General features: G+C 71.1%; 21 protein-coding genes, 1 tRNA gene and 1 pseudogene. 4 read left to right on the plus strand and 19 right to left on the minus strand.

From position 1 onward, the window contains the following. Positions 1-24 precede the first annotated feature (24 nt). The 11 genes and pseudogenes from ACWGKQ_RS16670 to ACWGKQ_RS16720 all read right to left on the minus strand — a co-directional run. A pseudogene (locus ACWGKQ_RS16670) lies at positions 25-288 on the minus strand (hypothetical protein); the annotation flags it as partial. A 1,026-nt stretch (positions 289-1,314) separates the two neighbouring features. Beyond that, positions 1,315-1,388 (minus strand) — tRNA-Pro (locus ACWGKQ_RS16675). Between the two features lie 118 nt (positions 1,389-1,506). Beyond that, complete coding sequence (locus tag ACWGKQ_RS16680; RefSeq protein ID WP_453292648.1) at positions 1,507-1,866, minus strand: MmcQ/YjbR family DNA-binding protein; 360 nt, start codon at positions 1,864-1,866, stop codon at positions 1,507-1,509. Between the two features lie 30 nt (positions 1,867-1,896). Further along, entirely contained in the window at positions 1,897-2,433 is a 537-nt protein-coding gene (locus ACWGKQ_RS16685; RefSeq protein WP_453292649.1) for an N-acetyltransferase family protein, read from the minus strand. Beyond that, the gene (locus ACWGKQ_RS16690; RefSeq protein WP_453292650.1) at positions 2,430-3,062 is read right to left on the minus strand and encodes a helix-turn-helix domain-containing protein; all 633 of its coding nucleotides are present in this window, start codon (positions 3,060-3,062) and stop codon (positions 2,430-2,432) included. The genes ACWGKQ_RS16685 and ACWGKQ_RS16690 overlap by 4 nt, the downstream gene beginning before the upstream one ends. Before the next feature lie 46 nt (positions 3,063-3,108). After that, a complete protein-coding gene (locus ACWGKQ_RS16695) occupies positions 3,109-4,011 on the minus strand; it encodes a LysR family transcriptional regulator (RefSeq protein ID WP_453292651.1) in 903 nt (300 codons plus the stop codon). A gap of 165 nt (positions 4,012-4,176) precedes the next feature. Further along, a complete protein-coding gene (locus ACWGKQ_RS16700; protein WP_453292652.1) occupies positions 4,177-5,370 on the minus strand; it encodes a glycine C-acetyltransferase in 1,194 nt (397 codons plus the stop codon). Between the two features lie 19 nt (positions 5,371-5,389). Further along, a complete protein-coding gene (gene tdh / locus ACWGKQ_RS16705; protein ID WP_453292653.1) occupies positions 5,390-6,418 on the minus strand; it encodes an L-threonine 3-dehydrogenase in 1,029 nt (342 codons plus the stop codon). 176 nt (positions 6,419-6,594) lie between these two features. After that, a complete protein-coding gene (locus ACWGKQ_RS16710) occupies positions 6,595-6,966 on the minus strand; it encodes a YybH family protein (RefSeq protein WP_453292654.1) in 372 nt (123 codons plus the stop codon). Between the two features lie 41 nt (positions 6,967-7,007). Next, positions 7,008-7,721, minus strand: a complete 714-nt coding sequence (locus ACWGKQ_RS16715) for an SDR family NAD(P)-dependent oxidoreductase (protein WP_453292655.1) — start codon at positions 7,719-7,721, stop codon at positions 7,008-7,010. 129 nt (positions 7,722-7,850) lie between these two features. Then, positions 7,851-8,780 carry a LysR family transcriptional regulator gene (locus ACWGKQ_RS16720; RefSeq protein WP_453292656.1) on the minus strand — a complete coding sequence of 310 codons (930 nt, stop codon included), beginning with the start codon at positions 8,778-8,780 and terminating at the stop codon, positions 7,851-7,853. 117 nt (positions 8,781-8,897) lie between these two features. On the opposite strand from ACWGKQ_RS16720, the gene ACWGKQ_RS16725 reads away from it, so the two are divergent. Both ACWGKQ_RS16725 and ACWGKQ_RS16730 read left to right on the plus strand, forming a co-directional pair. Further along, positions 8,898-9,200: a muconolactone Delta-isomerase family protein gene (locus ACWGKQ_RS16725; protein WP_453292657.1), complete on the plus strand. Its 303-nt coding sequence runs from the start codon at positions 8,898-8,900 to the stop codon at positions 9,198-9,200. Continuing rightward, entirely contained in the window at positions 9,197-10,396 is a 1,200-nt protein-coding gene (locus ACWGKQ_RS16730; protein ID WP_453292658.1) for a YbfB/YjiJ family MFS transporter, read from the plus strand. Before ACWGKQ_RS16725 ends, ACWGKQ_RS16730 begins: the two co-directional genes overlap by 4 nt. Here the strand turns inward: ACWGKQ_RS16730 and ACWGKQ_RS16735 are convergent. The 7 genes from ACWGKQ_RS16735 to ACWGKQ_RS16765 all read right to left on the minus strand — a co-directional run bounded on the left by ACWGKQ_RS16735 (position 10,393) and on the right by ACWGKQ_RS16765 (position 17,005). Next, positions 10,393-10,992, minus strand: coding sequence for a TetR/AcrR family transcriptional regulator (locus ACWGKQ_RS16735; protein WP_453292659.1), 600 nt, complete (start codon positions 10,990-10,992; stop codon positions 10,393-10,395). The two genes, ACWGKQ_RS16730 and ACWGKQ_RS16735, sit on opposite strands and share 4 nt — an antisense overlap. A 57-nt stretch (positions 10,993-11,049) precedes the next feature. Next, entirely contained in the window at positions 11,050-11,631 is a 582-nt protein-coding gene (locus ACWGKQ_RS16740; protein ID WP_453292660.1) for a GAF domain-containing protein, read from the minus strand. A gap of 61 nt (positions 11,632-11,692) precedes the next feature. After that, positions 11,693-12,292, minus strand: coding sequence for a GTP-binding protein (locus ACWGKQ_RS16745; RefSeq protein WP_453292661.1), 600 nt, complete (start codon positions 12,290-12,292; stop codon positions 11,693-11,695). Further along, entirely contained in the window at positions 12,270-12,641 is a 372-nt protein-coding gene (locus ACWGKQ_RS16750; RefSeq protein ID WP_217552435.1) for a DUF742 domain-containing protein, read from the minus strand. Before ACWGKQ_RS16750 ends, ACWGKQ_RS16745 begins: the two co-directional genes overlap by 23 nt. Positions 12,642-12,643: 2 nt before the next feature. After that, positions 12,644-13,078 carry a roadblock/LC7 domain-containing protein gene (locus ACWGKQ_RS16755; RefSeq protein WP_361290652.1) on the minus strand — a complete coding sequence of 145 codons (435 nt, stop codon included), beginning with the start codon at positions 13,076-13,078 and terminating at the stop codon, positions 12,644-12,646. A 68-nt stretch (positions 13,079-13,146) separates the two neighbouring features. Beyond that, on the minus strand, positions 13,147-15,429 hold the full coding sequence (locus ACWGKQ_RS16760; protein WP_453292662.1) for a sensor histidine kinase: 2,283 nt from the start codon (positions 15,427-15,429) through the stop codon (positions 13,147-13,149). 415 nt (positions 15,430-15,844) lie between these two features. Continuing rightward, entirely contained in the window at positions 15,845-17,005 is a 1,161-nt protein-coding gene (locus ACWGKQ_RS16765; protein WP_453292744.1) for a DUF4037 domain-containing protein, read from the minus strand. Positions 17,006-17,374: 369 nt separating this feature from the next. Between ACWGKQ_RS16765 and ACWGKQ_RS16770 the strand changes: the two genes are divergently transcribed. Beyond that, complete coding sequence (locus ACWGKQ_RS16770) at positions 17,375-20,848, plus strand: hypothetical protein (protein ID WP_453292663.1); 3,474 nt, start codon at positions 17,375-17,377, stop codon at positions 20,846-20,848. A gap of 47 nt (positions 20,849-20,895) precedes the next feature. Continuing rightward, on the plus strand, positions 20,896-21,945 hold the full coding sequence (locus ACWGKQ_RS16775) for a hypothetical protein (protein ID WP_453292664.1): 1,050 nt from the start codon (positions 20,896-20,898) through the stop codon (positions 21,943-21,945). 367 nt (positions 21,946-22,312) lie between these two features. Here the strand turns inward: ACWGKQ_RS16775 and ACWGKQ_RS16780 are convergent, their stop codons facing one another. Further along, positions 22,313-23,512 (minus strand): MBL fold metallo-hydrolase, encoded by a 1,200-nt coding sequence (locus tag ACWGKQ_RS16780; RefSeq protein WP_453292665.1) that lies wholly within the window; start codon positions 23,510-23,512, stop codon positions 22,313-22,315. Between the last annotated feature and the right edge of the window lie 75 nt (positions 23,513-23,587).

A 23,587-nucleotide genomic window follows, 5' to 3' on the forward strand; every position in this document is an offset into this window, starting at 1 on the left:
GGGCGCGGAGGACGCCGTCGGCAGGACCACGGTTACACCCTCGCAATGCCAGCTCAGTCCGGACGCCCGCCAGGCATGGGCGTCCGCGGTCGTCCCCGGCACCGGCCGCGCGGCCGCGATCACCGGCCGGGTCTCGGCGTCCACGACGACCTGCACGTTTGCCGAGAACCGGTAGTTGCGGCTGGAGGCCGCCGCACTCCGGTCCCGCACCACCTTCAACAGACCCGCAAACTGCGTCAACCGCAACCCCGTGAACGTCTCCACCCACACCCGATCATCCCTTAACACCCCAGCCGTGCAAGGGAGATGCCCAGATCAGAGCCTTGTGCAACACCCTTTAGGGATGATCTGGGGAGCAAGAGCAGCCCCAGGGAGGCACTCTCTGCTCACCTCGGGCCAATGCCCTTCCGCAACCAAGATCCGAACCACACGCTGACCAACACCTGCAGACCGGCCCGATGTCGGCGCATCCGCATCGACGACGCACTTGGTCACACCGCCAGCGGCCCGGGCGCTCCACAGCATGCACTGGGAGCCCTGGGATTGACACACCCGGGCAGGGGACGAACAGACCGTAGCGGCACTTCGCACTGCCTCCCAACGAAGGCCCCCCTGCGGCGGCCTTGTCCCCTTCCGCTGACCACCCTGGCCGGACGATGTGCGTGACTACCCTCAATCGGACACCCTCGGGCATGGTCGGCAGCGGGATGTAACCGGCCGGTGTCTCAGCCCCCTCAGGACGGGGCCCGTCCGAGGCAGGCAGCGTCCCCTCCCACCCGCCCGCCCGGAGACAAGACAGCCAGACTTTCGACAAGCTCCTGCAGACTCCCCGCCTCGGACATCACCCGCCCACAAGGTCACGTTCGTCGTCTGCAGGAGCCGGAACCGGGGCGAGCTGAGGCGCGAGGCGAGGCCAAAAGGTCTTGAACCGGGTGGGAAACTCCGCGCCACCGGGGATCCGTGGGAAGCCGACCCGAGGGCTCGAAGGGGTTTCCCAGGCGGGGCAGGGCCAACGCTTGGCCGAATCCCTCAGCCTGGCCCTTCGTCCATTCCCGGGCTCTGCACAGGACTGCCGACCACGGGTCACCGACTACCACCCAGCGCTACCTGCGCCCGGACGTATACAAAATCACGGCCGCTGGAGCGGAGCTCTGCGCACACTTCAGTGTGCTGCGCGCACCGCGTTCGCTGCCGAACCCGATCGCCGTGGCCCGCTGACCCCGGTCAAGCACACCGGTCCCCAACTGGCCCCCAAAAAGATCAAGGGTCGATTCGGATACCTCCGAACCGACCCCAACCTGCGACTGTCTCCAGTCGGGACGACAGGATTTGAACCTGCGACCCCTTGACCCCCAGTCAAGTGCGCTACCAAGCTGCGCCACGTCCCGGTGCCGTTTGACCTGGGGTTTCCCCGGGCGAAACGTGCAAGGAAACAATACCGCACTCGGCTCGGTGATCGCGCACGCCTTTCGTGCCGGCCGGCCGCGCCGCTGAGGGCAGGCCTGGTCAGTGCCCGCCCGGCAGTCCCAACTCGGGGTAGGAGTCAAGGAGCCGGGTCGGGGCCGCCTGTCGCCAGGAGTCGGCGAGGATGTCGCGCAGCTCACCCTCGCCCTCCAGCGCGGCGAGCCGGACCCGGACCCAGGCGAACTGGGCCTCGTGATCGGCGATCCAGAACTTCCCGGGCTCGGCGAGCACCAGCTCCTCGCGCTCCTCCTTGGGGCAGCGCACGGCGATGGAGGTCTCGTCCTCCGGCAGTGTGGCGAACATCTTCCCGGCGACCCGGAACGTGGGCATGCTCCAGGCGATCTTCTCGCTGGTGTCCGGCAGGGACAGGGCGACGCGGCGTACGTCTTCGGCTTCCGGCATGCCCAGAACCGTAGCCCCTGCCACTGACAGTCACCCGGCCGGAGCGACCAGGTGCTTGTAGTAGAGGGTCGTCGGGCGCAGCACGCCGCCTGGGTCGAGGGCGTAGTCGGGGATGACTCCGGCGCGGGTCCAGCCGGCCGAGCGGTAGAGGTGCTCGGCGGGGCTGTCCGTCTCGGTGTCCAGATGGAGCAGGGTGATCCCGGCGGCGGCCGCGGCCTCCTCGGCGACGGCCAGCAGTCCCCGTCCGATGCCCCGGCCGCGGGCGTCGCGGTGGACCATCAGCTTCACCAGTTCGGCCCGGTGCGGACTGTTGGGCTTGTCGGGGTAGGGAAAGGCCAGGCTGACAGTGCCCACCGTCCGGTCGGCGTCGTCCAGCGCGGCCCACACGGCGAGCTGCCCGGCGGCCACGGCGGCCGCCCGCCCCCGCCACCAGGCGACGGCCCGCTCCCGTGCGAAGGGGGCGAGAAAGCCGATGGACGCCCCGCCGTTCACGGTGTCGGCCAGCAGGTCGGCCAACTCCTCGACTCGCCGCGGAAGTTGATCTGCCCCCAGGCGCAGTGTCCTCACGGCCGCACCACCGCCAGGACGTACCGCGTCTCCCCCGGTCCGGCGCACCGGAAGCGCGTCGGCCCCCATACCCGCAGCCGCAGGCAGTCACCGGCCGCCAGCAGATGCTCGGTGCCCTCCGCCGTCACGGCGAGGCTCCCGTCGAGCACCCAGATGTGCTGCTCCAGGCCGGGCACCGGCGGGCGGTCGTAGGCGATGTCCGCCCCGGCCGCGAGCCTGCCTTCGACGAGTTCGCCACGCAGCCCGCCGTGCGGCGGCGACACGGACCGTCGTACGAAGCCGGCGGCGCGGTCCTCCCAGACCTGCTGTTCGGCGGCGCGCAGCACCGGCGCGGGCTCCGCCTCGACCTCGCTGAGCAGCTGGGACATGGTCCGGCCGTAGACGTGGCAGAGGCGGTTGAGAAGGGCTGCGGTGGGGCTGGTCTCGGCCCGCTCGGCGCGGGACAGGGTGGACCTGCTCACTCCGCTGCGATCCGCCAACTCGCCCAGGGACCAGCCGTGTTCGGCCCGCAGTTCGGCGAGGCGGCTGCCGAGGCGGACGTCGACGGGGTCGGGGGCCGCGGTATCGGGGACGGCGGGATCGGAGGCGGCGGGATCGGTGGCGGCCGGGCCGGGAGCAACCTGTTTCACATCCGGGACGATATCCCTGATATGAAACGTCGGGGTTAAGGGACGCTCACGGCCGTGCCGCCTCGCCCAGGGCCTTCAGCACCGGGCTGATCAGCGGATGCTCCTCGGCTCCGCGTCGTACGGCCGCGAAGACACGGCGGGTCGGGGCGACGCCGTCGACGGGGCGTACGACCACGCCGGTCAGGTCCATGCCGCGCAGCGCCGAGCGCGGGACGAGGGCCACGCCCGCGTCGGCCGAGGCCAGGGCCACCACGGCACGGAAGTCATCGGAGGAGTGTTCGAGGCGGGGCTGGAATCCGGCGCTCTCGCAGGCCAGGACGACCACATCGTGGCAGGGGTTGCCGGGGTACGGGCCGATCCAGGTGTCCTTGGCCAGTTCGGCGAGGGGGACCTCGGGGGCCTCCGCCAGCCGGTGGTGGAGCGGGACGACTGCGTCGAACGGCTCGGCGTACAGGGGTACGTGGGTGAGCCGGGGGTCGTCGGCGGACGGGGCCCCTCGGTACTCGACGGCGACCGCGACGTCGACCTGCCGGTCCAGGACCATCGGGAGGCTGGCGTCGCCCTCGGCGTCCTGGACGCGGATGTGGATGCCGGGGGCGGTGCGGGCGAGGTGCGCCACGGCGGGGGCGACCACCTGGGCGATGCCGGTGGCGAAGGCGGCGACGGTGACCGTGCCGGCCTCGCCGGAGCCGTACGCGGCCAGCTCGGCCTCGGCCCGCTCCAGCTGGGCGAGGACCGCGTTGGTGTGGGCGAGCAGGATCTCGCCGGCCGCGGTCAGCCGTACGCCCTTGGCACTGCGTTCGACCAGGCGGTGGCCGGTCTCCTGCTCAAGAGCCGTCAGCTGCTGGGAGACGGCCGAGGGGGTCAGATAGAGCGCGGCGGCAGCCGCCGTCACCGTGCGGTGGTCGGCCACCGCACGGAGGATGTGGAGCCGCCGCGCCTCGATCATGGGATTGATTATCGCAATATGTCGGAGCCGCTCGGGACGCCGGTCCGGCTCCGCCCGAGCGGCCCGGCGGCCCGGCTCCGTCCGAGCGGCCCGACGTCCGAGCGGCCCGACGTCCGCCCGGTCAGCCGGATCAGCCGGACCGGCGGATCCGCCCGGTCAGCCGGATCAGCCCGCCAGCTCCGCCCGGGCCGCGACGAAGGCGTCCACCGCGCGGTTCACGTCGTCCGTCGAGTGGGCCGCGGACAGCTGGACCCGGATCCGGGCCTTCCCCTGCGGGACCACCGGGTAGGAGAAGCCGATCACGTAGACGCCGCGCTCCAGGAGCAGCTCGGCCATCCGGCCCGCCTCGGCCGCGTCGCCGATCATCACGGGAGCGATGGCGTGGTCGCCGGGGAGCACGTCGAAGCCCTCCTCGGTCATCCGGCGCCGGAACAACGCGGTGTTCTCGGCGAGCCGGACCCGCAGGTCGTCCGCCGACTCCAGCAGGTCGAGGACCTTGAGCGAGGCCGCAGCGATCACCGGGGCCAGGGTGTTGGAGAAGAGGTAGGGGCGGGAGCGCTGGCGGAGCAGGGCGACGATCTCGGCGCGGGCCGCGACATAGCCGCCGGAGGCGCCGCCCAGGGCCTTGCCGAGGGTGCCGGTGATGATGTCGACGCGGTCCATCACGCCGTGCAGCTCGGGGGTGCCGCGGCCGGACGGGCCGACGAAGCCGACGGCGTGCGAGTCGTCGACCATGACCATCGCGTCGTAGCGGTCGGCGAGGTCGCAGATCTCGCGCAGCGGCGCCACATAGCCGTCCATGGAGAAGACGCCGTCGGTGACGACCAGCCGCCGCCGGGCGCTCTGCGCCTCCTTCAACTGCTGTTCCAGGTCGGCCAGGTCGCGGTTGGCGTAGCGGAAGCGGCGGGCCTTGGAGAGGCGGATGCCGTCGATGATGGAGGCGTGGTTGAGGGCGTCGGAGATCACCGCGTCCTCCTCGCCGAGCAGGGTCTCGAAGACACCGCCGTTGGCGTCGAAGCAGGAGGAGTAGAGGATCGTGTCCTCCTGGCCGAGGAACGCCGACAGACGGGCCTCCAGCTCCTTGTGGACCTCCTGGGTGCCGCAGATGAAGCGGACGGAGGCCATGCCGTAGCCCCAGCGGTCCAGGGCCTGGTGGGCGGCGGCGATCACCTCGGGGTGGTCGGCGAGGCCGAGGTAGTTGTTGGCGCAGAAGTTGAGGACCTCGCCCGGGCGGCCGCCCGCGGTCACGGCGACGGTCGCGGACTGCGGGGTGCCGATGACCCGCTCGGGCTTGTGCAGACCGGCGGCGCGGATCTCGTCGAGGGTGGTACGCAGGTCGTCGCGCACGGAGTCGAACATTCCAGAAGCTCCTAAGGGATTACGCGGTCCAGTCGAGGATGACCTTGCCGCCGCGGCCGCTCGCGGCGTCGGCGAAGGCCGCCTCGAAGTCGCGGTAGCCGTAGCGGCCGGTGATCACGGGGGCGAGGTCGAGGCCGCCCTCCAGCAGCACCGACATCGCGTACCAGGTCTCGAACATCTCACGGCCGTAGATGCCCTTGATGGTGATCATCGAGGTGACGATCCGGGCCCAGTCCACCGGGAATTCCTGGGCGGGCAGTCCGAGTACGGCGATCCGGCCGCCGTGCGTCATGTTGGCGATCATGTCGCGCATGGCCTCGGGCCGGCCGGACATCTCCAGGCCGATGTCGAAGCCCTCGCGCAGGCCCAGCTTCCGCTGTCCGTCGGCGATCTCCGCCTGCGACACGTTCAGCGCCAGGCTCACGCCGATCTTGCGGGCGAGGTCGAGGCGCTCCTCGCTGACATCGGTGATCACGACGTGCCGGGCGCCCGCGTGCCGGGCCACGGCGGCGGCCATGAGACCGATCGGGCCCGCGCCGGTGATCAGGACGTCCTCGCCGACCAGCGGGAAGGAGAGCGCGGTGTGCACGGCGTTGCCGAACGGGTCGAAGATCGCGGCCACGTCGAGGTCGACGGGGACCCGGTGCACCCAGACGTTGCCGGCGGGCAGCGCGACGTACTCGGCGAACGCACCGTCGCGGCCGACACCGAGGCCGACCGTGGCCCGGCACAGGTGGCGCCGCCCGGCCTGGCAGTTGCGGCACTTGCCGCACACGAGGTGGCCCTCGCCGCTGACCCGGTCGCCCACCTCGACGTCGGTGACGTCCCGGCCGGTCGCCACGACCTCGCCGACGAACTCGTGCCCGAGCACCAGCGGGGTGGTGATGGCCTGCTGGGCCCAGCCGTCCCAGGCCCTGATGTGCAGATCGGTGCCGCAGATACCGGTCCGCTGCACCTTGATCAGTACGTCACCCGGGCCGACCGCGGGCTCCGGCACGTCCGTGAGCCACAGCCCGGGCTCCGCCTTCTGCTTGACCAGCGCCTTCAACGCTACGGCTCCTGTGCGTGAGACCCCGGCCGCGGGGACGCCGAGGCGGCCCGCGGCCGGGGAGGGGGTGGAATCTCACAGCAATCTGCCGCACCCGGGCGCGTCGGTCCATCGAGGATTTCTTAAGCGCCGCCACAGCTCCGCTTCACACCCCCGGAACACCCGGCAGGACACGGCTAGTCGAGGCGGGAGACCTGGTAATGGGCGATGTGCCAGTCCTCGCCCGTCCGGGTGACGAGGACGGAGAGCTTCACGTCCAGCGGGGGCCGGTCAGTGAACGAGAACTCGACGGCCAGGTAGCCGAGGACGACACCCTCGGCGGGCCACCGGGTCTCCAGGACGCGGTAGGCCGCCTTCATGCCGAGGGGCTGGGATTCGTAGTAGGCGGCGACACCCTGCCGTCCGACGCTGTAGGGGTGCAGTCCCTGGAAGACGGCGTCCTCGGTGAACTGGGCGGCGACGCGTTCGGGCTGGTGTGCGTCGACGGCCTCCTTCCACCGGTCGAGGACTGCGCTCAGGATCGCCGTGTCCTCCGTCATGCCGGTCATGTCAGCTCCTTGGTCTTCTTGGTCGGTGACGTGCCATGCCGTCAGTGTCCGGCGCTCATACCGCCGTCGACGTGCAGGATCTCGCCGGTGACGAACGGCGCCGTCTCCAGGAAGAGCACCGCGTCGACGATGTCGCTCACTTCACCCATCCGGTGGACCGGGTGCAGGGCGGCGAGGAACTCGTGGGTCTCGGCCGCGTGCATCGGGGTCTTGATGGTGCCGGGCGACACCGCGTTGACGCGGATGCCGCGGGTGGCGTACTCGATCGCGAGGGACTTGGTCGCGGACTGGAGGCCGCCCTTGGTCAGCGAGGCCAGGACGGAGGGGACCCGGGCGTCCGCGTTGTCGACCAGGCTGGTGGTGACGCTGACGATGTGTCCGCCGCCCTGGGCCAGCAGGTGCGGGACCGCCTGCTGGGTGAGGTGGAAGAAGCCGGCGACGTTGATGCCGGTCACGGCGGCGTAGTCCGCGGCGGTGTACTCGGTGAAGGGCTTGGCGACGAAGATGCCGGCGTTGTTGACCACGGTGTCGATACGGCCGAACCGCTCGACGGCGGCGGCCACGACCCGCTCGGCGGTCGCCGGGTCGGCGATGTCGCCCTGGACGGCCAGGACGCCGGCGTCGTCGGCGGGGGCGATGGTGCGCGAGGTGGCGACGACCGCGAAGCCGAGCTTGCGGTAGCCCTCGACGAGGGCGGCGCCGATGCCCTGCGAGGCACCGGTGACGATGGCGACCTTCTGCTGCTGCGTGCTCATGATGACCTTCTCCGTAGTGGCTGACCGGTTACTAGCCGACCGGTCGACTATTTGGACCGTAGGTCGGGCCGGTCCGGGACGCCAGGATCAGTATCCTCCCGGCTGGGAGGCGCAGCCTCCCAGCGCAGCTCAGCCCGGGAGTGCGTACGGGTCGCCGGTGGGCAGCCAGGCGTCCGGGGCGTGGATCCCGAGGTCGCCGACGCCGTCGCACAGGGCGTCGACGGCGGCCAGCACGCCGGCGCGGTCCTCGCTCGCGCGCCAGACCAGGGACCAGGTCCAGTACACCTTCGGCGCGACGATCTCGCGGCGGACCAGGTCGGGCGGGAGCGGAGTGGTCTGGCCCTTGGGCGAGTTGAGGACGGGCCGGGTGCGGCGCCGGACGTGGTCGAAGTAGGCGGGGCCGGTGACGGCGCCGTCGGAGATGCGCACCGCGCGGGCACCGACGGCCTGCGTGAGCTCCTCGGCGTACACGTTCCAGGAGGCCCAGGAGGTGATGTCGTCGTCGATCAGGATGTCGGCCTCCCGGGCCGGCAGGTCGCTGGTGTCGGTGCCCTTCGCGACGGCGTACAGCCGGTCCGCGCCGATCAGCCGGGCCCGCAGCCCGAGGCGTTCGAGGTCCTCGGTACGCACCCAGCAGACGGCGAGGTCCAGGCTGCCGTCGGCGACCCTGGCGGCCTGGGTGTGGGAGGGTGCGACCCAGGCGTCCACATGCACCCGGGCCACCGCGGCCGTCCGCGAACTCAGGTCCGGCGGCAGCCAGTTGACGTACCCGAGCCGTACCGACTGGGAGCCCGCGAGCCGGCCCGCCCGGCGCTGGAGTTCGTCGGCCCGCTCCAGCAGGTCCCGGGTGTGCGGGAGCAGCTCGGCGCCGGCGGGGGTGAGCGAGACCGAGCGGCGGTCCCGGTCGAACAGCCGGACGCCCAGGTCCCGTTCGAGCGCCTTGATCTGCTGGGAGAGCGAGGGGCCCGCGATGAGCAGCCGCTCGGCGGCCCGGCCGAAGTTCAGCTCTTCGGCCACCGCGACGAAGTAGCGCAGCTGACGCAGTTCCACGCGCGTCATGCTACGCGCGCTGGGAGGCTGCGCCTCTCAGCAGCGAGTCCGCCGGTCGTGGCACGGGTGCCGGGGGCGGCGCACGATGGATTCACCGGCAACAGGGCGCACCGGAGGGAGCACATCGTGCGAGAGTTCCTGGTCGAGATCACCACCCGCATCCCCGAGGGCACGGGCCAGGACGAGGTGGACCGGCGGCGGGCGGCGGAGGCCGTCCGGGCGAGGCAACTGGCGGCGACCGGTCATCTGGCCCGGCTGTGGCGCCCGGTGGGCGAGTTGCGCAGCATCGGCGTCTGGCGCGCCGACGACGAGGAGGAACTCCACGAGAAGGTGCTCGGCACCCTGCCGCTGCGCCCGTGGATGACGCTCACCGTCACCCCGCTGGAGTCCCACCCCAACGACCCGGGCCGGGTCGACGGCACCCGATGACCACCGCCTCCCCCTGGACCCATGTCGGCAGGGCCGCCGCCGCACTCGCCGCGGGCATGGGCGTCGGCCGTTTCGTGTACACCCCGATCCTGCCCCTGATGCACGCGCAGGCGGGCCTGTCGGCCGGTGCCGGGGCGAACCTGGCCACCGCCAACTACGCCGGCTACCTCGTCGGCGCGCTGGCCGGCACCCTGGTCCCCGTGCTGGTCCGGTCGCGCGCCGTGCTGCGCGGCTCCCTGCTCCTGCTGACCGCCACGCTCGCCGCGATGCCCCTCACCCACAGCACGGCGGTGTGGGCCGCGCTGCGGCTGCTGGCCGGAGCGGCGAGCGCCCTGGTGTTCGTCGTCGCCGTCGCCTCCCTGCTGCACCATCTGCGGGACCATCCGGCGCATCTGCCCGGCTGGGCCTTCGGCGGGGTCGGCGCCGGCATCGCGCTGTCCGGCCTGCTGGTGCTGGCCCTGCGGTCCGTCGCCGACTGGCGGGCGGCCTGGTGGGCGGCGGCCGCGCTCACCGCGGTGCTGGCCGCGGCCTCCTGGCGGCTACGGCCCGAGGACGAGCCGGCCGCGAGAGGGACCGGCGACGACCGGCCCGGGGTCCGCACCCACCGGTGGTTCGGCGCGCTGTTCGTCAGCTATTTCCTGGAGGGCGTCGGCTACATCGTCGCCGGTACCTTCCTGGTCGCGGCGATCGGCCAGGGCTCCCCCGGCTGGCTCGGCAGCGGCGCATGGGTGCTGGTGGGGCTGGCCGCCGTGCCGTCCTCGGCGCTGTGGGCCCGGCTCGGGCACCGCTGGTCCCGCCCCGGTCTGCTGCTCACCGCGCTCACGATCCAGGCGGTCGGCATCGCGCTGCCCGCGCTGACCGGGAGCACGGTCGCCGCCCTGGGCTCGGCCGTGCTGTTCGGCGCCACGTTCCTGGGCGTGAGCACCCTGGCCCTGGCCACCGGTGCGCACCTGCGCTTCCCGCGCTCCGTCGCCCTGCTGACCGCCGGCTACTCCGTCGGCCAGATCCTCGGCCCCCTGGTCGTCGCCCCGCTGCTGCACCACGGCTACCACCAGGCCCTGCTCCTGGCCGCCCTGGTGGTCCTCATGGCTGCCGTCACCGCCGCCGTACTGCGGATCGGGTTCCCTCACCACATGGACGGGGACCACACAACGCCCGTACGACAGCGGCAACCGGCCGAGGCCGTGCGCCCCTAGGCTCCTGTCACACCGAGCAGGGCCCGGCAGTTCTGCCAGAGGGGGCTCAGTCGGTGGGTGCTGTTGTACAGCTTGGCGAACATCACCTGGCCCTCCAGCTGGGCCACCACCGCCCGCGCCGCCTCCCGGGTGTCGGTCACGTCCACGTCGCCGCGCTCCCCGGCCTCGGCGACGACCGACTCCACCATGTCGACCTGCGCGTCGAAGATCTCCTGCAACCGGCCGCGGACCGCCTCGGTCTGGTTGCTCAGTTCCAGGGCGAGGTTCCCGAACAGACAGCCCGCCACGGTCCCGCAGCCCCGCTGGCCGGCCAGCAGACCGGCCTCGGTCTCCTCGAACAGCCGCCGCAGCCGCGACAGCGGCTCCGCGTCACCGGTCAGGGCCCGGGTCCAGTCACGCTTCTGGGCCGCCCAGTGCTCGTCGACGACCGCGAGCGCGAGGGCCTCCTTGGACTCGAAGAAGTAGTAGAAACTGCCCTTAGGCACCTCGGCGGCCTTGCAGATCTCGGCGACTCCGAGCGCGGCGTAGCCACGCCCCTCGATCAGCGAGCGTGCGGCGTCGAGGATCTTCCGCCTGGCGTCACTGGTACGTCCCATACCACCAGGGTACGGAGGTACTAGACCGGTCGGCTAGTGCAGGGACTGTTCCCGTCGTCACAACAGCGGCAGACCGTCGGCCTCGCGGCGCTCGATGCGGGCCACCAGCTCGGCCGCCGACGTCTTGATGGCCTCCAGGCCGGCCCGGCCCCAGGGCCGCGGCTCCACGTCGACCACGCACACCGTGCCGAGCGCCGTCCCGGTGCTGTCGATCAGCGGGGCGCCCAGATAGGAACGGATGCCGAAGTCGTCGACGACCGGGTTGCCCGCGAACCGCGGGTAGTCGCAGACGTCCTCCAGGACCAGCGCCTTGCGCCGGACCACCACATGGGGGCAGAAACCATGGTCGCGGGGCAGTTCACGGCCCAGTACCGGGGTGCTGCCGTCGGGCCGCACCACGGGCGGTGCCACGTCCGGCAGATGCAGGCCCGCGAAGAACTGACGGTTCAGGTCGATGAAGTTGACCATGGCGTACGGCGCCCCGGTGACCTCGGCGAGCCGGTCCGCGTAGGCGTCGAGGGCGGGGTCCGGATGTGTGCCCAGGTGCAGTTGACCGAGGCGCCGGGTGCGCTCGGGGGCCTCCTTGTCCTCGGGCGTGAGCAGCAGCCGGCCGGCCGGGCGCGACGGGTCGTACCTCATGCGCGGGCTCCGTCGCAGTGGACGTGGGTCATATACGGGCTCCGTGACGGGTGTATGGGGTTCACATGTGGGCGCCGTGGCTCGGCGCGGAGACCGGAGCGTGGGCGATGAGATGGCGGACGAGGGTGAGCAGGGTCTGGACGCCGGAGCTGGAGATACGGGCGTCGCAGCGGACCACCGGGACCTCCGGGTCGAGGTCGATGGCGGCACGCACCTCGTCGGGCTCGTAGCGGTAGGAACCGTCGAACTCGTTGATGGCGACGATGAAGCCGAGGCCTCGCTCCTCGAAGAAGTCGACGGCCGCGAAGCAGTCCTCCAGGCGGCGGGTGTCGGCGAGGATGACCGCGCCGAGCGCGCCCTCGGACAGCTCGTCCCACATGAACCAGAACCGCTCCTGTCCGGGCGTGCCGAACAGGTAGAGCACGTGTTCCGGGTCCAGAGTGATGCGGCCGAAGTCCATGGCCACGGTCGTCTCGACCTTGTTCTCGATCCCTTCGAGGCTGTCGGTCGCCGCACTGACCGTGGTGAGGAGTTCCTCCGTGGACAGCGGCGCGATCTCGCTGACCGCGCCCACGAAGGTGGTCTTGCCGACTCCGAACCCGCCGGCCACCAGGATTTTCAGCGCGGTGGGGAAGGGATCAGAGCTGTCGTCGTAGTCCATCGAGCACTGCCTCCAGGAGGGACCGGTCAGTGGGGTTGTGGTGGAACACGGGGGGCTTGGCGGTCAGCGCCCCGCAGTCGACGAGGTCCGAGAGCAGCACCTTGGTGACCACGGCGGGCAGTTTGAGGTGCGCGGCGACCTCGGCGACCGAGACGGGGGCGCGGCACAGGTCGAGTGCCTGCGCGTGTTCGAGGCCGAGGTAGCCGAGGGGTGTGGACCCGGTCGCCATCACCTGCGACATGAGGTCGAGGGCGATGCTGGGCTCGGTGCGGCCGTTGCTGACCGTGAACGGGCGCACGAGGCGTCCGGCCGCGTCGTCGAGCCAGGGCCCGTCGCCGGCTGCCGCCACCCTCAAGGCCTCATCGCCGTGGAGTCGACGGCGTGCTGCCGGGGCGCGGTGACGAGGTACGGGCGGACGCTCTTGACCAGCATCGCCATCTCGTAGCCGAGGACGGCGGCGTCGGCCTCCCGGCCCGCCAGCACGGCGAGGCAGGTGCCGGAGCCGGCGGTGGTGACGAACAGCAGCGTCGAGTCGAGTTCGACGACGACCTGGCGGACGTCCCCGCCGTCGCCGAACCGGACGCCGGCGCTGCGGCCGAGCGAGTACAGGCCGGAGGCGAGCGCCGCCATGTGGTCGGCGCTGTCGGGGTCCAGGCCGTGGACGGACTTCACCAGCCCGTCGCAGGACAGGAGCACGGCGCTGGTGGTGTGCGGTACGCGCTGCACTAGGCCGCTCATCAGCCAGTCGAGGTCGGATACCTGGGCGGTCGGCGCATCGCTCGCCATGGTGGATCGACTCCTTGAGGTACGAAGGTCTGCGGGAGCGCTGGGGGTGGGGGTGGAAACGGTGCTGGTCATCCGGCCGGTGCGCTCCCGTCGGGCCGGGCGGTGAATTCGGAGGTGTGCACCGGGCGCAGGGCCTGGGAGTACGACTGGGGTCGGGACGCCGGCTGGGGGTCGGCGGGGTCCCGGAGTGTCCGGCTCAGGTGGGTGGGGGCCATGTGGTCCGGCGCCCGGTGGCCTGTGGTCATGTGGTCCGGGGTCGTGTGATCCGGGGTCGTGTGATCCGACGCCAGGTGGTCGGGAGCCGTGTGGTCCGCGGTCAGGTATCCGGCCCCCATGTGCGCCGCCTCCACATGGGCCGCCTCGATGTGCGAGGCATCCATGTGCGGGGCATCCATGTGTGTGCCGTCCAGGTGTGTGACGTGGGACGCGTGGGGCCTCTGGTCGCCGGTTCCGTCGGCGACGGACATGTCGGTGAAGGCCATACCGGTGAGCCCGTCATGGAGGGAAACGCCATGTGGGCCGCCCATGGACTCGGTGGCGGTCGGCTCCGCCTGGGTCGCCTCCAGGTGCTGCTGGGCCTCGGCGAGGCCGATGCCGCGCTGGAAGGCGGCCATCAGGCCGGGGTCGTGTCCGGCCGGGGTCTCGTTCTCCTGGCGGGGCGCCGGGCCGCCGCGGAGCTGGGGAACGATGTGCTCCTGGGCACGGCGGCGCGGCAGTTGGGGTTTGCCCATGGTGCCGCGCACGGCGCCGACGCGCGGTACGGGCGGGCTGCCCGCGTGCTCGGCGACCGTGGGCCGGTCCTCGGGCCGGATGCCGGGCAGCGCCTCGGCGGGGTTCGGGCGGGTCTCCTGGGCACCGCGCACCGGCAGTGGCGCGGGCGCGCCCCCCGGCTGCGTGCGCCGTCGCCGGCCACCGGCGGCGGCCGTGGCGGAGCCCTGCTGCTGCCCGGGCCCCCGGCCGGCTGCCGACGAGCCCGCGGCGGCCCGGCTTCCGGTGCTTTCCGGCGCCCCGGTGCCGCCGGACGGCCGTGCTCCGCCGCCTCCGGGCACACCACCGCCGGGCGCCACCGGTGCGACCGGCGCACCGGCCCCGTTCGCCGTGTCGCGCGGCTGCGGTACGGCGCCGGGTGCGCCGGGCGCGCCCGGCGCTGTGCCCAACAGACCTTGCGGGACGACGAGGACGGCCTGGACACCGCCGTAGATGTTGGTCTGGAGGCGGACGTTGATGCCGTGCCGACGGGCGAGCTGGGAGACGACGAAGAGGCCGATGCGGCCGTCGGCCAGCAGGCTGGCGACGTTGACCTGGTCGGGGTCGGCGAGCAGGGCGTTCATCTTGGACTGCTCGCCGACCGGCATGCCGAGTCCGCGGTCCTCGACCTCGACCGCGAGGCCGGAGGTGACGAGGTTGGCGCGGAGCAGCACCTGGGTGTGCGGGGCGGAGAACACCGTGGCGTTCTCGACGAGTTCGGCGAGCAGGTGGATGACGTCGGCGACGGCGTGTCCGCGCAGTTCGCCGTCGATCGGCGGGACGAGTTTGACCCGGGAGTACTGCTCGACCTCGGCGATGGCGGAGCGCAGCACCTCGGTCATGGAGACGGGGTTGCTCCACTGCCGCCGGGAGACGGCGCCGCCGAGGACGGCGAGGTTCTCGGCGTGCCGTCGGATCCGGGTGGCCAGGTGGTCGACGTGGAAGAGGCCCTTGAGGAGGTCCGGGTCCTCGATCTCGTTCTCCAGTTCGTCGAGGATCGAGATTTCCCGGTGCACGAGCGACTGAAGGCGCCGCGCCAGGTTGACGAAGACCTCCAGCTTCTGTTCGCTGCCGGCCTGGCTGGAGAGCTGGGCCGCCTGCACGACGGCGGTGACGGCGCCGTCGTGCGCCCGGGACAGGTCGGCGGCGAGCAGCTCGAAGTCGTCCGCGTCCTCGGGCGGTCCGCCGCGCGGCTTGCGCGGGGGTGGGGTCTCGCCGCGGCGCAGCGCGTCGACGAGGGCCAGCAGATCGGCCTCGCCGCGGGCGGCGTTGCGGCGCAGGATGCCGACGCGGTCGCTGACCGAGCTGGCGGCGCGGCCCGCGGCCACGGCTGCGATCACGATGCCCGCGGCCGTCACCGAGACCGCTCCGGCGAGCACGGCCAGCAGGGTGAGGCTGGGCCGGGCGCCGGTGGAGCGGACGGTGAACAGGACGGCCGCGCAGCCGCTGAGCGCCACCGCGACCGGCGGCAGCACCGCCAGACGCATGAGCTGAGGCCGTATGTGGGTCTCGGGCAGCGCGGGAACGGGTCGGGCGACCGGACGTCCGTGCCGGCCGCCCTCACGGCGGTCGGCGCGGGCGGCCGGTGCACGGAGGTGAGACATCTGCGTCCTCGTACTGGTCCGTCGGGCCTGGTTTCTCGCGCGGGTCGCGCGAGTTGGGCATGCGCCATCGCGGTGTCGGCCGAGGGGACCGCAAAAGAATTCGGCCCCGCGCCGTCCGACGGACACTCACAGTAGTCGCCAAGGCATCATGTGCGGTGGGCAGTTGACAAAGTCACCCGGAGATGGTCCCGCTCTGGTATGAGCCCTCGTACGAAAGACCGATAACCCCCTCGGCACTCCACCCTCGAACAGTCGCCGACCGATCCGACCTGCTCAGAAACGGTCACACACAGAAGACGCGAGCCGGGGCTCGCACCGCGCCGTCCCGCTCGCCGACCCTCGGTCCGCGCGCCCCCGGGAGGCCCGACAGGGTGGGCGCAGGGCCTTCCGCGCCCTCTCCGCCATCCCCAGAACATCACACACGGTGACCTCTTTGGCCTCGGCCGCTCTTCGTGGGCGCGCGCGGCGGGCCGTCGTGGGAGTCGATGCCCGTCACGGCATCGGCCACGGCCCGGGTCAGGTCCGGCCGGCTCAGGACCTCCACGCTGTCGATGAACTGGTCCACCGCGCCGGCCCGGCGCAACGCCCGTATGTCCGGGTCCCTGATGCGGGCGGTGAGGGCCCGGGTGAAGCGGTCGGCGCGCAGTACCCGGAAGGGCCGGGAGTGGTAGGCGCGCGTGGCCGGGTCGACCCGGTCGGTGAGCTCCAGCTCGTTGTGCAGATGGGCCACGATCTCGTACGCCTGGGCCAGATGACGCTCGCGGCGGCGCCAGTCGGTGGCGGCCAGGACGGCGGTGAGTTCGGAGGTGAGCCGCGGGGCCGCGGGGGTGCGGGCGAAGGCGCTGCCGAGCCACTTGCCGTACGGCGGGTAGCGCCGGTCCATCAGCAGGGAGAGCCGCATGAGGTCGCGGACCAGGCGCGAGGCCTCGACGGCGGAGCCCAGTTCGTCGCCGACCTCGCCGCAGCGGCCGACGAAGGCCTCCTCCTGGGCGATGCGCTGCCACTGGCAGGCGAGGACGTGGAGCCAGAGGTCGTGCGGGTACCAGCGCAGGGCGGTGCGGGCCGGGGTGAGCGTGTGCAGGCCGTCGTGGAACACGGCGCCGGCGGTGACCTCGGCGAGGAGCTGGGTGGGCAGCGCGAGCCAGTGCGCCGGGGTGACTCCGGAGGCGGGATCGAAGCCGAGGGTGGCGCGGAACCAGGAGGAGACGCCGGTCACCTCGACGCGGTGGTGCACGGGACCGTCGGTGACCCGCATGACGCGGACGTCCCGGTCCCCTGTGGCGGCGAAATGGGTGGGCCAGCCGTGGAAGGTCTTCGGAAGATGTTCGGCCAGCACATGTCTGATGCGTCCGGCGTGGCGGCCCACATCGTGGGAGTGCAGGAAGAGCTGGAGGCGTGGGCCCCATTCGTGGTCGGCGGAGCGTTCGGTGTCGTAACCGAGCACTTCGGACCCCGCGCCGATGCGGGCCGCGGAGTGGGGTACGCCGGGAGCGGCCTCCTCAAGGAGCGGGCGTACGGCCTCGGTGTAGAAGCGCCGGGACAGCTCAAGTCCAGGTAAAAAGGCGGGACTTGGCATATGTGCATGGCTCATGACGATGCCCCTGCCCAGGTTGTGCAGAGGCATGCACGTCATTTTCACGCCGCCGCCACACCGGCCACGGCATCACCGGCCGCCCGCGAGGTCGGCGTTCGCCCGCGAGGTCGAGGCACAGCAGACCGCGCCGCGAGGGCTCCTGTCATCACCTGCGACAAACCGAGTTCGACCTCAACGGGCGCTGGGCTCGATCGTCGAGTTGTTCTCGGGCGCGGAACGAAGAGAAAGAACGTATGCAGGTAGAGGATTGCAGGCAGACCGGTAATATGGCGAGAATCATGGACATGCGGTGTGAGCAGTCGGCCCATGTGGGTGCGAAGACGAAGCCGCAGGGGGACCGGGGGCTCAGGCATGTCTGGCGCGCAGGAATTGGCCGATCGTCTCGCTGCATATCTTGGCGGGAACGCGGCGGCCGTGGCAGCCGATGAACTGTCCGGGTACGCGCTCGAACCCGGGGACTACGGCCTCCTGGTCTGCGTCATCGCGGTGGCATCGTGGTACGAACAGCAGGACACACCCGCCGAGCTGGTCGCCATGCTGGTGGAGCGGACACTGGACCACGACGCGGCGGCCGGACGGCACAGGTCCCTGTTCGACAAGGTGATGGCAGATCTCGCTCTCGACCAGGACGGACGTGCCGCGAGAAGGGCACTCGACCAGTTCCGCGGCGGCTACGATCGCGCGGCCCTCGACAACGCGATCACAGCGCTTCGCCGGTTCCGGGCCGGCAGTGGAGGCCGACTCGCGATACGGCCCGCGTGCCTGACCCTTCTGATGATGGCCCTGTGGTTGCGCTGGCAGGACAGCGGCAGCCATTCCGACCTCGACGAGGTGGTCGCCATCGGCGAGGAGGAGAACGAGCGACTGCCCGACCAGGGCAGAGGACTGTGGGCGGCGGCGATCCGGGAGAGGGCGCAACGGGACGGACAGGCCGTCGACATGGATCGCTTGCGCGCGACGGGTGCCCCTGAACACGCTCATCGTGAGCTGCGCGCGCAATGTCTGCTCCTGTTACGGGACGCGCGCGCCGCCGCCTACCAGCGCACGCGTGAACCCGAGCATTTGGACGAGGTCATCCGGCTGTCGACCATGGCGTTGGAGCACAGCCGCGGTGATGCTCGCGCGCCACTGTTCGACGCCCGGGCCACGGCCTTGTCCGAGCGGTACCGCCTGTCGGGGTCGAAGGAGGACCGGGACGCCTCGATCACGGCTCGCCGGTCGGAACGCCTGCAGTACTCGGAGCACCACGACGACTGGCTGCTGGCATCGATCGCATTGAGGGAGGCGCTGCAGGAGCGACGCCAGACCGGCGACGAAGTCCCGGCCGACCTGGACGAACTCATTCGCATCAACGCCGATCTGCTCGACCACCCGGCCATCGAGGGACATGACCGTGATGCCCTGCTGTCCCAGCAGACCGACCTGTTGTGGGAGCGGTCGAAGGGCGGCCTGTCCGAGGACGATCTCGGCAAGGCCGTCGCGGTCGGCCGTGAACTCGAGCGGAGGATCGGGGACGCCGACCCGGGCCGGCTCTCTTCCCTCGGCCACCTGCTCTTCCTGTGGTTCCAGCGCACCGGCGACCGGGAAGCTCTCGAACAAGCCATCGCATTCGGTCGCCGCTCGATACGCACCGATCAACAGAGCGCCCGCGAGCAGGGGCGGCGTTTGTCCAATCTGTTCGTCGCACAGCTCACCCTTGCCGAGAACACCGGTGAGGCGGAGGACTTCGACGCCGCGATCGACACGGCGCTCAACGCTGTCGGCCTGGTGGACCAGGGCGCTCCCGAAGGCACACCGCACCTCGTGAACCTCGCTTCGGCCTACTCCGCCCGCTTTCTGCGATTCGGCGCCGAAGACGATCTCGACCGATCGATCCGGCATGGTGGCGAAGCGGTTCGCACAGCCGGGGACGAGCAGAGCAGGCTGGGGGTTGGTGCGATTCTTGTGGCGTCCTTGGCACTGCGCCTGGACCGGTTCGACGATCTCAGCGCACTGGACAAGGCAGTGGAGTTGCTCGGCCAGGGCTGGTCGGTCGACGCGGCGTGGCTGCAGAGCATCCGTGTTCTCGCCGAAGTCGTCGGCCGCCGCACCGAGGACCTGTCGCTCGACCAGGGCCTTCACCCGGCACTCCTGCACGCGTGCGAGAAGGGTCTTCTGCTGGCGGCAGTCGAGTTGATGGACACCGGGTCACAGCTGCGGAATCTGGCTCTGATCGACATAGCGCTGGACAGCCTGGCCACTGCGGAGGCGCTCGGGACATCGGCATCGCCGGCGGTGTACCCGGGACTGCGCGGACTGATCCTCATACGCAGGTGGCAGATCAGCGGGATCAGGACAGAGTTGGATCAGGCGATCGACCTGCTGCTCGAAGCGGCGGATGACGAGGGAGCGCCGGATCTCGCCCGCGAACATCTCGATGAAGCGGCGCGAGCTCTGTACAGGCGTTTCCGTCGTCGCCGCCGCATCGCGGATCTGGAAGAAGCGAGGCGGCAGATGGAGCGATGCCTTGCTCTGACCCCGCAGGACCACGAGCGACGGCCTCGGATGTCGGAGTTCCTCCGTGGTGTCGAAAGCCATCTCCGACACCCCCCGACAGCTCTTGTTCAAGTCGAGGTCGGCGCGGAGGACGGGGAGGACCTCCATTCACCGCACGGAATGGCAACGGTCAATACCTGGAACCGCGGCGAGGCCCTGCGTTCCGGTCTGGACTGGACGAGCGCGGCGGACTACGGCGCCGGTCCGTCCGCGGATTGCGAATCGAGCGGCCTGCGCGTGCTCTTCCTGCGGACCTTCACCGCCGACGACGTGAGTCATAGCGTGCTCACCAGTCTGGCGCTGGCTCTCGACGGCGGGCCGGGGCGCATCGAGATCGTCGGGGATCAGCGCGACCGCAGCGCCTTGGAGGAAAGGTGGGAGGCCGCGTTCGGCACACGGGCACCGGAGGACAGCATCGACTTCGTGTCCTCGACCAGGGAAGACTGGCGCAAGGAGATCCTGCGCAGAATGACGCACGCTGATGCGGTCGTGCTTCATCTGTCACCGAAGGACACCGACTTCCTGGAATTCCCTTTCGGTCCGCCCGCCACCGGAGGCGGCGACGACATGTGGGACCGGTTCATGGACGCCCCCTTCTCCCGCCCCATCACCGGACCGGGGCTGCTACGGGAGGTGTCCTACCTCAACCGAACGGGCAAACTGCCTGCCACCGTGGTGCTCTGCGACGACCGGCACCGGCAGTCCCTCGAGGACGTGATCGCCCTCAGCGGCGTACTGGGTGATGCCACCGATGTCGCGGGGAACTTCATCACACCCCGCCTGACCGCGATCGACAAGCAGGTAGGCCACCTGCGCAAGGCATTCCGGGCGATCAGCTACACGCGCCCCGACGGTGCCCCGGTCATGTCTGACCTTGCCGCAGCCCTGCGCCGCACTCTTGCGGATCTCGCAGCCGGCCCGGCAACCGCGGAAGCGACGCCGTGGCGACCTGAGGACCTCTGGGGGCGGTCGGCCGAGCCCCGCCGCCTTCCCCCGGACAACAGCCAGAAGATCATTGCCTTCTCGGACGTCGAGAACGTCCTGTTTCTTCCACGGGGTGAGATCACCGAAATCGGCGCCGCGGACATGCTGTCCGTTCTCAGCCGCGAGGCGATCGACACCGGTTGCCCCTACTGCCGTGCCCCCGTCGACCGGATGTTCTTCTACGTGCTGGGCCTTTGGTCGTCGGAGGAACTGGACAGGAACGGCGCACCGCACATCCGGGCGAAGTGCCAAGTCTGCGGCCACAAGTCCAGTCAATGGGACGGCGACACGCTGATGCCGCAATAGCGGATGACGATCCTCCTGCGGTTCCAACCGGCGAACGGAGAGACTCCATGCGGCCAACCGTCGTGATCACAGGCAGTGGCCTGCCCGACCGTGAATACAGACCACCGCTGAAGAACGCCGAGGGGATTCCGACTGCATGCCTGGAACTCGGCCGTGAACTGGCCCGCTCGGAGTGTGATCTGGTGGTCTTCTCCAGCAGCGGGGACTACATCGAGAGGGACGTTGTCAGCGGCTACCTCAGCGCCCTCAACGGCAGCCGTCGGGGAAAGGTGGTGGTCCGCACACCGCATGACCGCACCGTCGACTTCGGCGTGCCGGAGCATCTGGCCCACGTCATCGAGGTCAAGCCCGATCCCGCCGCTGACTGGGAGGTTTCCTACTACCGGGCGCTGCTGGAGGCCGACGGGCTGATCGTGATAGGCGGTGGCCGCACCGCGCGCATCGCCGGGGTGCTGGCGCTCACGCAACGCATACCTGTGATCGCCATGGCCACTTTCGGCGCCGGTGCGCTGACGGTCTGGCAGCACCTCGACCGCCAACGCAACGACGCCTCGGACGACGACATCCACGCGATGGCCAGTGAGTGGACCCAGGAATCCGCCGCACGGCTGACGGCAAGCCTGCTGAGCCAGCTGTCCCGCCGCCGCGAGATCACCCGCGCGTCGGAACGGGAGACGGCCAGACGTGGCCGGTCCCGCATGGCCCACGGCCTGGTGGCCGTCGGCACGATCGTCCTGGCGGCCATGAGCGTGTGGCTCGGCTACAGCACGCAATCGACCAGTGCGGCAGTGGCGTACCTGCTGGCGGGACCCCTGCTGAGCGCGACCGCCGGCGCCCTGCTGCAGGACACCTCGACGGGCGAACCCAACACCGTATGGTCAGCGGCACGCGGACTGGGCGCCGGGGTGCTGGCCGCCATGCTCTACGTGGGCTCCCAGCAATTGACGAACGCCGAGCACCTGACCCCCGACTCGGCACGCCGCCTCGCCTGGTTCCTGATCCCCCTGGGGTTCGCCGCCGGCTACACCGTCGACGCGGTGTTCGCCAGGCTCAACCGCGTCGACGCCCTTTCGGACAAGCCGTTCCGGTCCACGTGACGACCGGCGCCGGATTCGCCTCCGGCACCGCCTTCGTGGGCAAGGGGACATCAACTCCGTGTCGTACGACCGCGGTCAAGCTGCCGTCGCATCGTGCGGGCCGGCGGCTCCCGGACCCTGCGTCTGCTGCGCTCAGCCGGAGTCGTGGCGGGCGAGACGGGAAGGCGGGGCGGATCCGTGCGTCACCGGCTCGTCGACCCGGTCACCACCGAGCCGCACTCCGCCCAGCGTGCCCATCGGCGCTGTCGTGCGGCTCTCTTTCACCGACTCCGGCGGTATCGCTGACGGTTGGTTCCCGATCCTGGCCTGCGGCCACCTGCCGGTGACGAGTGGAGAGCGGCCGTGTCGCCATGATGGTCCTCGTACCTCACTCGCCCACAAGGTCACGTTCGTCGTCCGCGGGTGCCAGAGCCGGAACCGGGGCGGGCTGAGGCTCGGGGCGGCGCCAAGGGGTCTTGACCGGGTGGGAGACTCCACGCCACCACGGATCCGCGGGAAACCGGCCCGAGGGCTCGAAGGGCTCTCCCGGGCGAGGCAGGGCCACCGCCTGGCCGGCCTCGTCGCCCGCCTCCTTGGTCCACTCCCCCGGCTCGGCCCAGGCGTGCGGGGCGAGGTTGAAGGTGCCCCAGTGGATCGGCAGCAGCACGCCGTGCGGCTGCCCGCCCTGGAGGTCGAGGTGGGCGCGCATGCCCTCCTGGGGTGTCATGTGTATGTCGGGCCAGAACTCGCTGTACGCGCCGATCTGGATCATCGTCACGTCGAAGGGCCCGTGGTCGGCCCCGATGTCCTTGAAGCCGTCGAAGTAACCGGTGTCACCACTGTGGTAGATCCGGTGCTCCTCCCCGGCGACGACCCAGGACGCCCACAGGGTGTGCTGGGTGTTGCGCAGCCCCCGGCCGCAGAAGTGGCGGGCGGGGGTGGCCGTCAGGGTGAGTCCGCCGATCCTGGTCTCCTCGTGCCAGTCCAGCTCGCGCAGCCGGTCGGCGGAGACACCCCAGTGTTCGAGGTGGGCGCCGACGCCGAGCGGTACGGCGAAGACGGTGTCCGTACCGGCCAGCGCCTTGATCGTGGGCAGGTCGAGATGGTCGTAGTGGTCGTGCGAGATGACCACGACATCGACCGGGCCGAGTGCGGCGAGCGGCAGCGGCACCGGGTGCAGCCGCCTGGGCCCGGCGAACGGGAACGGGGAGCACCGCTCGCCCCAGACGGGGTCGAACAGGACGCGGTGTCCGTCGATCTCGGCGAGGACGCTGGAGTGGCCCATCCACGTCACCCGCAGGCCGGTGGCGGCGGGCACGGCGAGGTCGGCGACGGTGGTGGGGTGCACCGGGACGGTGCCCTGGGGAGCTCTGCTGGCGCGCTGCTCCTTCTCGAAGTACGTCTTCGCGAACTCCAGCATCGAGCCCGAGGGCCGCATCCGGGTGGTGCCGCCGGGGTTCTGGAAGACGCCGTCCTTGAAGTGCGGGGAGCTCTGGATGCGGGCCAGCCGCTCGCCGCCGGGGTCCGCGCCGAAGGCAGCGGGCCGCAGCACGCGGAGCCCGGAGCTCAGGGAACGCAAGCCGGTCACGGTACCTCCAGTGGTGTCGCCGAGGTCCCCATTATGGTCGGCCCATGTGACAGTCGGCGTTGACACCGCACCATC

Source organism: Streptomyces sp. NPDC054770 (assembly GCF_053611985.1).